The sequence below is a fragment of the Thioalkalivibrio sulfidiphilus genome, from assembly GCF_000377945.1.
In the GTDB taxonomy this organism is placed as follows: Bacteria; Pseudomonadota; Gammaproteobacteria; order Ectothiorhodospirales; family Ectothiorhodospiraceae; genus Thioalkalivibrio_A; species Thioalkalivibrio_A sulfidiphilus_A.
In genome coordinates this window covers 67,642-76,835 of the sequence record NZ_KB898933.1, presented here as the reverse complement: position 1 = coordinate 76,835, position 9,194 = coordinate 67,642, and the positions used below count along the sequence as shown (strand labels likewise).

Genomic DNA, 9,194 nt, shown 5'->3' with positions numbered 1-9,194 from the left:
CGTGGAGATGTTCCGCAAGCTGCTGGACCAGGGTCAGGCGGGCGACAACGTGGGCGTGCTGCTGCGCGGCACCAAGCGTGACGACGTGGAGCGTGGTCAGGTGCTGTGCAAGCCCGGTTCGATCACCCCGCACACCAAGTTCGAGGCTGAGGTGTACGTGCTGTCGAAGGAAGAGGGTGGTCGTCACACCCCGTTCTTCAACGGCTACCGTCCGCAGTTCTACTTCCGGACCACCGACGTGACCGGTTCGGTGGACCTGCCTGAGGGCGTGGAGATGGTGATGCCTGGTGACAACGTGAAGATCACGGTGTCGCTGATCAACCCGATCGCCATGGAAGACGGTCTGCGCTTCGCCATCCGCGAAGGCGGCCGCACCGTGGGCGCCGGCGTGGTGTCCAAGATCATCGAGTAACGATGTAAGGGGTGAGGGGTGAGGGGTGAGGTCTACAAAGCCGCACCTCACGCCTCCCGCCTTACTCCTAAGCTGAGAATTAGAGACATGTCCAAGCAGAGAATCCGTATCCGGCTCAAGGCCTTCGATCACCGTCTGATCGATCGCTCCGCCAGTGAGATCGTCGAAACCGCCAAGCGCACCGGCGCCCGGGTCAAGGGCCCCATCCCCCTGCCCACCAAGATGGAGCGCTTCACGGTCCTGATCTCGCCCCACGTGAACAAGGACGCCCGTGACCAGTATGAGATCCGCACCCACAAGCGGCTCATGGACATCATGGACCCCACGGACAAGACCGTGGACGCCCTGATGAAGCTGGATCTGGCCGCCGGTGTGGATGTGCAAATTAAGCTTAACTAACGACAATTTTTCTGACATAATTGTCTGCTTTCCGTGGCCCGGTACAGGCTGGCTTGTGCCGGGCCACGATTTTGGAACTTTCAAGAATAACCGCGCGCCCGCTCCCGGGCGGGCGTGGATAACGAGGTAGTGTCATGGCAATCGGATTGGTCGGTCGCAAGCTGGGCATGACCCGCGTCTTCACGGAAGACGGTGCCTCCCTGCCGGTAACGGTGATCGAGGTGGACCCGAACCGTGTCACCCAGGTCAAGACCGAGGAGCGCGACGGGTATCGCGCCCTGCAGGTGACCGCGGGTGCGCGCAAGGCCTCCCGGGTGACGAAGCCCCGCGCCGGGCATTTCGCCAAGGCGGGCGTGAGCGCCGGTCGTGGTCTGTGGGAATTCCGTCTGGATGGCGACCAGGGTGCCGAGATCGAGGTGGGTGCCGAGCTGAAGGTGGATATCTTCGAGGCCGGCCAGATCGTCGACGTGACGGGCATCAGCAAGGGTAAGGGCTTCCAGGGTGTGATCAAGCGTCACAACTTCAGCATGCAGGATGCCACCCATGGTAACTCCCTGTCCCATCGTGCCCCCGGCTCCATCGGTCAGAACCAGACCCCGGGCCGCGTGTTCAAGGGCAAGAAGATGGCCGGTCACATGGGTAACGAGCGTTGCACCGTGCAGAACCTGGAAGTGGTCCGGGTCGACGTGGAGCGCAATCTTCTGCTCATCAAGGGCGCGGTGCCCGGTTCCACCGGCGGCAACGTCCTGGTGCGTCCCGGCGTCAAGGCTAAGGGTTAAGTGTCATGAAGCTTCAGGTACAAGACACCAAGAAGGATCTGGAGGTCTCCGATCAGACCTTCGGTCGTGAATTCAACGAGGATCTGGTGCACCAGGCCGTGGTCGCCTACATGGCGGGCGGTCGTGCCGGCACCAAGGCCCAGAAGGGTCGCTCGGATGTCAGCGGCGGCGGCGCCAAGCCCTGGAAGCAGAAGGGCAGTGGTCGTGCCCGTGCCGGTACCATCCGCAGCCCCATCTGGCGCACCGGTGGTAAGGTCTTCGCGGCCCGTCCGCGGGACTACACCCAGAAGCTGAACCGTAAGATGTACCGCGCTGCCATGCGCTCCATCTTCTCCGAATTGGTGCGCCAGGAGCGCCTGGTGGTGGTCGACAGCTTCACCGTCGAGGCCCCTAAGACCAAGGGCCTGCTGGAGAAGCTGGGTGGCCTGGGTGTGAGCAATGCGCTGATCGTCACCGATCAGGCCGACGCCAACCTCTATCTGTCCGCCCGCAATCTGCCGGGTGTCGACGTGTCCGAGGTGGGTGGTCTGGACCCGGTGAGCCTGGTCGGTTTTGAGAAGGTCCTCATCACCGTGCCGGCGCTGATGCAGGTTGAGGAGTGGCTGGCATGAATGAAGAAAGGCTCTTGAAGGTCCTGGTGGGCCCCCACGTGTCCGAGAAGGCCACGGTGCTCGCCGATGCGGCTAATCAACATGTGTTCAAGGTGGCCCCTGACGCCACGCGCGGCGAGATCAAGGCCGCCGTGGAGAAGTTTTTCGAGGTTCAGGTGTCTTCCGTGCGTGTCGTCAACATGAAGGGCAAGCGCAAGCGCTTCGGCCGCTTCGAAGGGCGCCGCAACAACTGGAAAAAGGCCTATGTGACCCTGGCAGCCGGCCAGGACATCGCGCTGGCCGGAAGCGAGTAAAGGGTACGCATCATGCCGATCGTGAAATCCAAGCCCACGTCAGCAGGCCGCCGTTTCGTGGTCAGCGTGGTCAGCCCGGATCTCCACAAGGGAGAGCCGTACGCCCCGCTGGTCGAGAAAAAGGTCCGCTCCGGTGGTCGTAACAACCAGGGTCGTATCACCACCCGTCATGTGGGTGGTGGCCACAAGCAGCGCTACCGCATCATCGACTTCAAGCGCGACAAGGACGGTATCCCCGGCCGTGTCGAACGCCTGGAGTACGATCCGAACCGCAGCGCGCACATCGCCCTGGTGCTGTACGCCGACGGCGAGCGTCGTTATGTGATCGCGCCCAAGGGTGTGCAGGCCGGTGACCAGCTGCTGTCCGGTACCAACGCCCCGATCCGCGCCGGCAACACCCTGCCGCTGCGCAACATCCCGGTGGGTACCGTGGTGCACTGCATCGAGATGAAGCCCGGCAAGGGCGCGCAGATGGCCCGCAGCGCCGGCGCCGCCGTGCAGCTGGTGGCCCGCGAAGGTCAGCACGCCACCCTGCGTCTGCGCTCCGGCGAGATGCGCAAGGTGCCTGCCGACTGCCGCGCCACCATCGGCGAGGTCAGCAACAGCGAGCACAGCCTGCGCAAGTTCGGCAAGGCCGGTGCCAAACGCTGGCTGGGTATTCGTCCGACGGTTCGTGGTACCGCCATGAACCCGGTAGACCATCCGCATGGTGGTGGTGAAGGCCGCAATTTCGGCAAGCACCCCGTCACGCCTTGGGGCGTGCCCACCAAGGGTTACAAGACCCGCAAGAACAAGCGCACCGATAATATGATCGTGCGTCGTCGGAACAAGAAGTAACGAGGGATAGGCCAGTGCCACGCTCACTCAAGAAGGGCCCGTTTATCGACCACCACCTGCTCCAGAAAGTGGATGCCGCGGTGGCGAACAACGAGAGACGTCCGATCAAGACCTGGTCGCGCCGCTCCATGATCATGCCGCAGATGGTCGGTCTGACCATCGCCGTGCACAACGGTCGTCAGCACGTCCCCGTGCTGGTGAACGAGAACATGGTCGGTCACAAGCTCGGTGAATTTGCCGCCACCCGGACCTTCAAGGGTCACGTGGCGAACAAGAAGGCGAGGTAACTCGAGATGGCAACCGAAACGTTTGCGCGTCTGCGCTTTGCCCGCATCTCTCCCCAGAAGTGCCGCCTGGTCGCCGACCAGATCCGTGGCATGCCGGTGGAGCGTGCGTTGCAGGAGCTGACCTTCAGCCCCAAGAAGGGTGCTGCCATCGTCAAGAAGGTGCTTGAGTCCGCCATCGCCAACGCCGAGCACAACGAAGGCGCCGATGTGGATGAGCTCAAGGTCTCCCAGATCTATATCGACCAGGGGCCGACCCTCAAGCGCATCCACGCCCGTGCCAAGGGTCGGGCCAATCGCATTCTGAAGCGCACCAGCCACATCACCGTGGCGGTGGGCGAAAAGGTAAAGGGGTAAGTCCATGGGTCAGAAAGTACATCCGGTCGGCTTCCGCCTCGGTGTCTCCAGTGAGTGGAATTCCACCTGGTACGCCGATGGTCGTGACTACGCCAACGTGCTGGCCAAGGATCTGGAGATCCGCGAATTCCTGAAGGAGCGTCTTTCCCAGGCCTCCGTCAGCCGAATCGAGATCGCCCGCCCCGCGCGCCAGGCCTTCATCACCATCCACACCGCCCGTCCCGGTATCGTGATCGGCAAGAAGGGTGAGGACATCGAGGCCCTGCGCAAGGAAGCCGCCGCGAAGCTGGGTCTGGACGTGAACAGCGTCAAGATCAACATCGAAGAGATCCGCAAGCCCGAGGTGGATGCGCAGCTGGTGGCCGAGGCCATTGCCCAGCAGCTCGAGCGTCGCATCATGTTCCGTCGCGCCATGAAGCGCGCCGTGGGCAACGCCATGCGCCTCGGCGCCCTGGGTGTGAAGGTGCACGTCGCCGGCCGTCTGAACGGCGCCGAGATTGCCCGCAGCGAGTGGTACCGCGAAGGCCGTGTGCCCCTGCATACCCTGCGTGCCGATATTGACTACGGCTTTGCCGAGGCCCGTACCACCTATGGCGTGATTGGCGTCAAGGTGTGGGTGTTCAAGGGCGAAGTTTTCGATTTCGAACAGAAGACCGATGGCGGCCAGGAAGGCAAGGCCGCGGTGAACTAAGGAGTTTGCGAGATGTTGCAGCCCAAGAGGACCAAGTTCCGGAAGCAGTTCACGGGCAAGAACCGTGGCCTGGCGTTCTCGGGCGGCAAGGTCAGCTTCGGTGAGTACGCCCTGCGTGCTCAGGATCGCGGCCGACTCACTGCCCGTCAGATCGAGGCCGCCCGACGCGCCATGACCCGCCACATCAAGCGTGGCGGCAAGATCTGGATTCGTGTGTTCCCGGATGTGCCTGTCACCAAGAAGCCCCTGGAAGTGCGTATGGGTAAGGGTAAGGGCAACGTGGAGTACTGGGTCTGCAAGGTCCAGCCCGGCCGAATCCTGTATGAGATGGAAGGTGTCAGCGAGGAGATCGCCCGCGAGGCGTTCAAGCTTGCCGCTGCCAAGCTGCCCATCAAGACCCAGTTTGTGACCCGGACGGTGATGTGATGAAGGCTTCTGAACTGCGAGAGAAGAACAACGAGGAGCTCAAGAAGGAGCTGCTTGAACTGCTGCGCGAACAGTTCGGTCTGCGCATGCAGCGCGGTGCCGGCCAGCTGGCCCGCCCGGATCGGTTCAGCAAGATCCGCAAGGATATTGCCCGTATCAAGACCGTCATGAACGAGCGTTCGGTGGCAGGTGAATGAACATGAGTGAAGAAGCAAAAGTACAGCGTGCGGTCATCGGTCGCGTCGTCAGCGACAAGATGGACAAGACCCGTACCATCCTCATCGAGCGTAAGGTGCGTCACCCGCTGTACGGCAAGTACATCCGGCGTTCCACCAAGCTGCACGTCCATGATGAGGGCAACGAGGCCCGCATGGGTGACAAGGTGATGGTGCAAGAGTGCCGCCCCATGTCCAAGACCAAGACCTTCCGCCTGGTCAAGGTGCTGGAGAAGGCTGCCGGCTGACCGGTCGCCCATGTAACGGATAGGTGAGATAAGACCATGATTCAGATGCAGACGGTTCTGGATGCCGCCGACAACAGCGGGGCCCGCAAGGTCCAGTGCATCAAGGTGCTGGGTGGATCCCATCGCCGGTATGCCAGCGTGGGCGACATCATCAAGGTGAGCGTCAAGGACGCCATCCCGCGCGGCAAGGTGAAGAAGGGCGAGGTGTACAACGCTGTGGTGGTGCGTACCGCCAAGGGCGTGCGCCGTCCCGACGGTTCCGTCGTGCGCTTCGACCGCAACGCTGCCGTGCTGCTGAACAACCAGCTGCAGCCGATCGGCACCCGTATCTTCGGGCCCGTGACCCGCGAGCTGCGTGGCGAGAAGTTCATGAAGATCATCTCCCTGGCACCCGAAGTGCTCTGACGTCGAGGTATTGAGAGATGCAAAGGATCAAACAGGGTGACGACGTCATCGTCACCGCAGGCAAAGACAAGGGGCGCCGCGGCACCGTGGTGAAGGTTCTCGCCGACGACCGCGTCGTGGTGCAGAACATCAACATGGTGAAGAAGCACCAGAAGCCGAACCCGACTGCCGGTCAGCCCGGCGGCATCATCGACAAGGAGATGCCGATTCACGTCTCCAACGTGATGCTGTTCAACCCGGCCAAGGGCAAGGGTGATCGCGTCGGTTTCAAGATTCTGGAAGACGGTCGCAAGGTGCGTTACTTCAAGTCCGACAACGAAGTTGTGGACGCTTGATAGGTGGCTGAGATGGCAAGGCTGAAAGAATTCTACCGGGACACCGTGATGAAGCAGCTGATGGAGAAATTCCAGTACAGCAACGTCATGGAAGTCCCCCGCATCACCAAGATCACCCTCAACATGGGTTTGGGTGAAGCGGTCGGTGACAAGAAGATCATTGAGCACGCCGTGTCGGACATGACCGCCATCGCGGGTCAGAAGCCCGTGGTGACCAAGGCTCGCAAGTCCATCGCCGGTTTCAAGATCCGCGACGACTACCCGATCGGCTGCATGGTGACCCTGCGCCGCGAAGCGATGTATGAGTTCCTGGACCGCCTGGTGAACGTCGCGCTGCCCCGCGTGCGCGACTTCCGTGGCCTCAACCCGAAGGGTTTCGATGGCCGCGGCAACTACAACATGGGTATCAAGGAGCAGATCATCTTCCCTGAAGTTGATTACGACAAGATCGATGCCTTGCGTGGTATGAACATTAGCATTACCACCACGGCTAAGAATGATGAGGAAGCCCGCGCGCTGCTGTCGGCGTTCAGCTTCCCTTTCAAGCACTGAGAGGTTTGATTAATGGCCAAGACGTCCATGTTGGAGCGTGAGCTCAAGCGCAGCAAGCTGGTCAAGAAGTACGCCAACAAGCGCGCCGAGCTCAAGGCAACGATCAGCAATCCGGAAACGGACTATGAGACCCGTATGCAGGCGGTCATCGCCCTGCAAAAGCTGCCGCGCGATTCTTCCAAGTCGCGTCAGCGTAACCGTTGCCACCTGACTGGGCGTCCGAAGGGTTACTACCGCAAGTTCGGTCTTGGCCGTAACAAGCTGCGTGAAGCCGCCATGCGTGGGGACGTCCCCGGCCTGGTCAAGGCGAGCTGGTAAGAGGATAAATACAGATGAGCATGACCGATCCAGTGGCCGATATGCTGACCCGCATCCGCAATGGTCAGCGCGCCAGCAAGAACGAGGTGAGCATGCCTGCCTCGAAGCTCAAGGAGTCCATCGCAAAGGTGCTGAAGGATGAGGGCTATATTGCCGATTACGGCGTCGATGCCGCTGACGGCAAGCCCGTCCTGAACATCAAGCTGAAGTATTTCCAGGGCAAGCCCGTGATCGAGACGATCAAGCGTGTGAGCCGTCCCGGCCTGCGTATCTACCGCGGCAAGGACGAGCTTCCCAAGGTGATCGGCGGTCTGGGTGTTGCCATCGTCTCCACGTCCAATGGCGTGATGACTGACCGTGCCGCACGTGCCCTTGGGCAGGGTGGCGAAGTCCTTTGCATCGTTGCCTAAGGGATTCAGACCATGTCCCGTGTAGCAAAAAAACCGATCGCGTTGCCCAGTGGCGTTAACGTCACCATCAGTGGCAACAACATTGCTCTGAAGGGCCCCAAGGGTCAGCTGAGCTATGACCTGCATGCCGATGTGCAAGTCAGCCAGGAGGGTAACACCCTGCAGCTGGCCCCCCGCAACGGCGACGCCAGCAAGTACGCCATGGCCGGTACCATGCGCGCGCTGGTGAACAACATGGTAGTGGGTGTCAGCCAGGGTTTTGAGCGCAAGCTGGAGCTCGTCGGCGTGGGTTACCGCGCCCAGGCCCAGGGCAAGACGCTCAACCTGACGCTGGGTTTCTCGCACCCCGTTGCGTACCCGGTGCCCGAAGGCATCACCATCGAGACCCCGTCCCAGACCGAGATCGTGGTCAAGGGCGTGGACAAGCAGGTGGTAGGCCAGGTGGCCGCAGAGATCCGCGCTTTCAGGCCCCCTGAGCCGTACAAGGGCAAGGGCGTCAAGTATGCGAATGAGCAGATCATTCGTAAGGAAGCCAAGAAGAAGTAAGGTGACTCGGAATGGATAAGAAATCAGCTCGTCTGCGTCGTGCCGCCCGCACCCGCCATCAGATCCGCCACAACGGCGTCCATCGGCTGTGCGTGCATCGTACTCCGCGTCACATCTATGCCCAGGTGATCGCGCCCAACGGTTCCGAGGTGGTGGCTGCTGCCTCCACGGTTGAAGCCGAACTGGCCAAGGATCTCAAGGGCACCGGCAATGTGGACGCCGCCGTTGCCATTGGCAAGGTGATCGCTGAGCGCGCCAAGGCCAAGGGCGTGAGCGAAGTGGCGTTTGATCGCTCCGGCTTCAAATACCATGGCCGCGTCAAGGCGCTGGCCGATGCCGCCCGTGAAGGCGGACTGCAATTCTAAAAGGGTGATCCCATGGCAAGTTTTCAGAGCAACGAGACCGACGGCCTGCAGGAAAAACTGATTACCGTCAACCGTGTGGCCAAGGTGGTCAAGGGTGGCCGCCAGTTCCGCTTCACTGCGTTGACTGTGGTAGGCGACGGTAACGGCAAGGTGGGCGTGGGTTACGGCAAGGCGCGTGAAGTGCCGCTGGCCATCGCCAAGGCCATGGAGTCCGCGCGCAAGAACATGCGCACCGTGCCGCTCAACGAGGGCACGCTGCACTATGCCGTGAGTGCTCGTCATGGTGCCGCCAAGGTGTTCATGCAGCCTGCTTCCGAGGGTACCGGCATCATCGCCGGCGGCGCCATGCGCGCGGTACTCGAAGTGGCCGGTGTGCGTAACGTGCTGGCCAAGTGCATCGGCTCGCGCAACCCGATTAACGTCGTTCAGGCCACCCTCAACGGTCTGGGCGCTGTTCACGCTCCCGAGCTGGTCGCCTCTAAGCGCGGCAAGAAGCTCGAAGAGATCCTGGGGTAATTGATCATGGCGAATGCAAAAGATCTCAAGGTTACGCTGGTGCGCAGCCTCAACGGTCGCCTCAAGGCCCATATCGCCTGCGTGCGTGGCCTGGGTGTGCGCCGTATTCATAGCCCGGTGGTGGTCAAAGACACCCCGGAGAACCGCGGGATGATCAACAAGGTCTCCTACATGCTCAAGGTGGAGGAAGCCTGA

The 9,194-nt window shown here is 61.6% G+C and carries 21 protein-coding genes; all 21 read left to right on the top strand.

Features of this window, described 5'->3' with window-relative positions:
• On the top strand, positions 1 to 412 hold a 412-nt coding region (locus tag D580_RS0107145), incomplete at its 5' end, for an EF-Tu/IF-2/RF-3 family GTPase (RefSeq protein WP_018953727.1).
• A gap of 87 nt (positions 413 to 499) precedes the next feature.
• Positions 500 to 811, top strand: a complete 312-nt coding sequence (gene rpsJ / locus D580_RS0107140) for a 30S ribosomal protein S10 (protein WP_012638881.1) — start codon at positions 500 to 502, stop codon at positions 809 to 811.
• A 134-nt stretch (positions 812 to 945) separates the two neighbouring features.
• On the top strand, positions 946 to 1,590 hold the full coding sequence (gene rplC / locus D580_RS0107135; protein ID WP_018953726.1) for a 50S ribosomal protein L3: 645 nt from the start codon (positions 946 to 948) through the stop codon (positions 1,588 to 1,590).
• Positions 1,591 to 1,595: 5 nt separating this feature from the next.
• Positions 1,596 to 2,201: a 50S ribosomal protein L4 gene (gene rplD, locus D580_RS0107130; RefSeq protein ID WP_018953725.1), complete on the top strand. Its 606-nt coding sequence runs from the start codon at positions 1,596 to 1,598 to the stop codon at positions 2,199 to 2,201.
• On the top strand, positions 2,198 to 2,494 hold the full coding sequence (gene rplW, locus D580_RS0107125) for a 50S ribosomal protein L23 (RefSeq protein WP_012638878.1): 297 nt from the start codon (positions 2,198 to 2,200) through the stop codon (positions 2,492 to 2,494). The genes rplD and rplW overlap by 4 nt, the downstream gene beginning before the upstream one ends.
• Before the next feature lie 12 nt (positions 2,495 to 2,506).
• Positions 2,507 to 3,331, top strand: coding sequence for a 50S ribosomal protein L2 (gene rplB / locus D580_RS0107120; protein WP_012638877.1), 825 nt, complete (start codon positions 2,507 to 2,509; stop codon positions 3,329 to 3,331).
• A gap of 14 nt (positions 3,332 to 3,345) precedes the next feature.
• Complete coding sequence (gene rpsS, locus D580_RS0107115) at positions 3,346 to 3,618, top strand: 30S ribosomal protein S19 (protein WP_012638876.1); 273 nt, start codon at positions 3,346 to 3,348, stop codon at positions 3,616 to 3,618.
• A gap of 6 nt (positions 3,619 to 3,624) precedes the next feature.
• Complete coding sequence (gene rplV / locus D580_RS0107110) at positions 3,625 to 3,972, top strand: 50S ribosomal protein L22 (protein WP_012638875.1); 348 nt, start codon at positions 3,625 to 3,627, stop codon at positions 3,970 to 3,972.
• A 4-nt stretch (positions 3,973 to 3,976) separates the two neighbouring features.
• Positions 3,977 to 4,663 carry a 30S ribosomal protein S3 gene (gene rpsC, locus D580_RS0107105; protein WP_018953724.1) on the top strand — a complete coding sequence of 229 codons (687 nt, stop codon included), beginning with the start codon at positions 3,977 to 3,979 and terminating at the stop codon, positions 4,661 to 4,663.
• A gap of 12 nt (positions 4,664 to 4,675) precedes the next feature.
• Positions 4,676 to 5,089 carry a 50S ribosomal protein L16 gene (gene rplP / locus D580_RS0107100; RefSeq protein WP_012638873.1) on the top strand — a complete coding sequence of 138 codons (414 nt, stop codon included), beginning with the start codon at positions 4,676 to 4,678 and terminating at the stop codon, positions 5,087 to 5,089.
• Complete coding sequence (gene rpmC / locus D580_RS0107095) at positions 5,089 to 5,286, top strand: 50S ribosomal protein L29 (protein ID WP_012638872.1); 198 nt, start codon at positions 5,089 to 5,091, stop codon at positions 5,284 to 5,286. Before rplP ends, rpmC begins: the two co-directional genes overlap by 1 nt.
• A 2-nt stretch (positions 5,287 to 5,288) precedes the next feature.
• On the top strand, positions 5,289 to 5,552 hold the full coding sequence (rpsQ, locus tag D580_RS0107090; RefSeq protein WP_012638871.1) for a 30S ribosomal protein S17: 264 nt from the start codon (positions 5,289 to 5,291) through the stop codon (positions 5,550 to 5,552).
• 36 nt (positions 5,553 to 5,588) lie between these two features.
• Positions 5,589 to 5,957 (top strand): 50S ribosomal protein L14, encoded by a 369-nt coding sequence (gene rplN / locus D580_RS0107085; protein ID WP_012638870.1) that lies wholly within the window; start codon positions 5,589 to 5,591, stop codon positions 5,955 to 5,957.
• Positions 5,958 to 5,974: 17 nt separating this feature from the next.
• Positions 5,975 to 6,292, top strand: a complete 318-nt coding sequence (rplX, locus tag D580_RS0107080; protein WP_018953722.1) for a 50S ribosomal protein L24 — start codon at positions 5,975 to 5,977, stop codon at positions 6,290 to 6,292.
• A gap of 12 nt (positions 6,293 to 6,304) precedes the next feature.
• Positions 6,305 to 6,844 carry a 50S ribosomal protein L5 gene (gene rplE / locus D580_RS0107075; RefSeq protein WP_012638868.1) on the top strand — a complete coding sequence of 180 codons (540 nt, stop codon included), beginning with the start codon at positions 6,305 to 6,307 and terminating at the stop codon, positions 6,842 to 6,844.
• Between the two features lie 12 nt (positions 6,845 to 6,856).
• Positions 6,857 to 7,162, top strand: coding sequence for a 30S ribosomal protein S14 (gene rpsN, locus D580_RS0107070; RefSeq protein WP_018953721.1), 306 nt, complete (start codon positions 6,857 to 6,859; stop codon positions 7,160 to 7,162).
• A gap of 14 nt (positions 7,163 to 7,176) precedes the next feature.
• Positions 7,177 to 7,572, top strand: a complete 396-nt coding sequence (rpsH, locus tag D580_RS0107065; RefSeq protein ID WP_018953720.1) for a 30S ribosomal protein S8 — start codon at positions 7,177 to 7,179, stop codon at positions 7,570 to 7,572.
• A gap of 12 nt (positions 7,573 to 7,584) precedes the next feature.
• On the top strand, positions 7,585 to 8,118 hold the full coding sequence (gene rplF / locus D580_RS0107060) for a 50S ribosomal protein L6 (protein WP_018953719.1): 534 nt from the start codon (positions 7,585 to 7,587) through the stop codon (positions 8,116 to 8,118).
• Between the two features lie 11 nt (positions 8,119 to 8,129).
• Positions 8,130 to 8,483 (top strand): 50S ribosomal protein L18, encoded by a 354-nt coding sequence (gene rplR / locus D580_RS0107055; protein WP_018953718.1) that lies wholly within the window; start codon positions 8,130 to 8,132, stop codon positions 8,481 to 8,483.
• A 12-nt stretch (positions 8,484 to 8,495) separates the two neighbouring features.
• Positions 8,496 to 8,999 carry a 30S ribosomal protein S5 gene (rpsE, locus tag D580_RS0107050; protein ID WP_018953717.1) on the top strand — a complete coding sequence of 168 codons (504 nt, stop codon included), beginning with the start codon at positions 8,496 to 8,498 and terminating at the stop codon, positions 8,997 to 8,999.
• Between the two features lie 6 nt (positions 9,000 to 9,005).
• Positions 9,006 to 9,194 carry a 50S ribosomal protein L30 gene (gene rpmD / locus D580_RS0107045; RefSeq protein WP_012638862.1) on the top strand — a complete coding sequence of 63 codons (189 nt, stop codon included), beginning with the start codon at positions 9,006 to 9,008 and terminating at the stop codon, positions 9,192 to 9,194.

Bases quoted from the DNA above. Each gene is read 5' to 3' on its own strand.
- rpsJ (WP_012638881.1), top strand. From the start codon at position 500: ATGTCCAAGCAGAGAATCCGTATCCGGCTCAAGGCCTTCGATCACCGT.
- rplC (WP_018953726.1), top strand. From the start codon at position 946: ATGGCAATCGGATTGGTCGGTCGCAAGCTGGGCATGACCCGCGTCTTC.
- rplD (WP_018953725.1), top strand. From the start codon at position 1,596: ATGAAGCTTCAGGTACAAGACACCAAGAAGGATCTGGAGGTCTCCGAT.
- rplW (WP_012638878.1), top strand. From the start codon at position 2,198: ATGAATGAAGAAAGGCTCTTGAAGGTCCTGGTGGGCCCCCACGTGTCC.
- rplB (WP_012638877.1), top strand. From the start codon at position 2,507: ATGCCGATCGTGAAATCCAAGCCCACGTCAGCAGGCCGCCGTTTCGTG.
- rplV (WP_012638875.1), top strand. From the start codon at position 3,625: ATGGCAACCGAAACGTTTGCGCGTCTGCGCTTTGCCCGCATCTCTCCC.
- rpsC (WP_018953724.1), top strand. From the start codon at position 3,977: ATGGGTCAGAAAGTACATCCGGTCGGCTTCCGCCTCGGTGTCTCCAGT.
- rplP (WP_012638873.1), top strand. From the start codon at position 4,676: ATGTTGCAGCCCAAGAGGACCAAGTTCCGGAAGCAGTTCACGGGCAAG.
- rpmC (WP_012638872.1), top strand. From the start codon at position 5,089: ATGAAGGCTTCTGAACTGCGAGAGAAGAACAACGAGGAGCTCAAGAAG.
- rpsQ (WP_012638871.1), top strand. From the start codon at position 5,289: ATGAGTGAAGAAGCAAAAGTACAGCGTGCGGTCATCGGTCGCGTCGTC.
- rplN (WP_012638870.1), top strand. From the start codon at position 5,589: ATGATTCAGATGCAGACGGTTCTGGATGCCGCCGACAACAGCGGGGCC.
- rplX (WP_018953722.1), top strand. From the start codon at position 5,975: ATGCAAAGGATCAAACAGGGTGACGACGTCATCGTCACCGCAGGCAAA.
- rplE (WP_012638868.1), top strand. From the start codon at position 6,305: ATGGCAAGGCTGAAAGAATTCTACCGGGACACCGTGATGAAGCAGCTG.
- rpsN (WP_018953721.1), top strand. From the start codon at position 6,857: ATGGCCAAGACGTCCATGTTGGAGCGTGAGCTCAAGCGCAGCAAGCTG.
- rpsH (WP_018953720.1), top strand. From the start codon at position 7,177: ATGAGCATGACCGATCCAGTGGCCGATATGCTGACCCGCATCCGCAAT.
- rplF (WP_018953719.1), top strand. From the start codon at position 7,585: ATGTCCCGTGTAGCAAAAAAACCGATCGCGTTGCCCAGTGGCGTTAAC.
- rplR (WP_018953718.1), top strand. From the start codon at position 8,130: ATGGATAAGAAATCAGCTCGTCTGCGTCGTGCCGCCCGCACCCGCCAT.
- rpsE (WP_018953717.1), top strand. From the start codon at position 8,496: ATGGCAAGTTTTCAGAGCAACGAGACCGACGGCCTGCAGGAAAAACTG.
- rpmD (WP_012638862.1), top strand. From the start codon at position 9,006: ATGGCGAATGCAAAAGATCTCAAGGTTACGCTGGTGCGCAGCCTCAAC.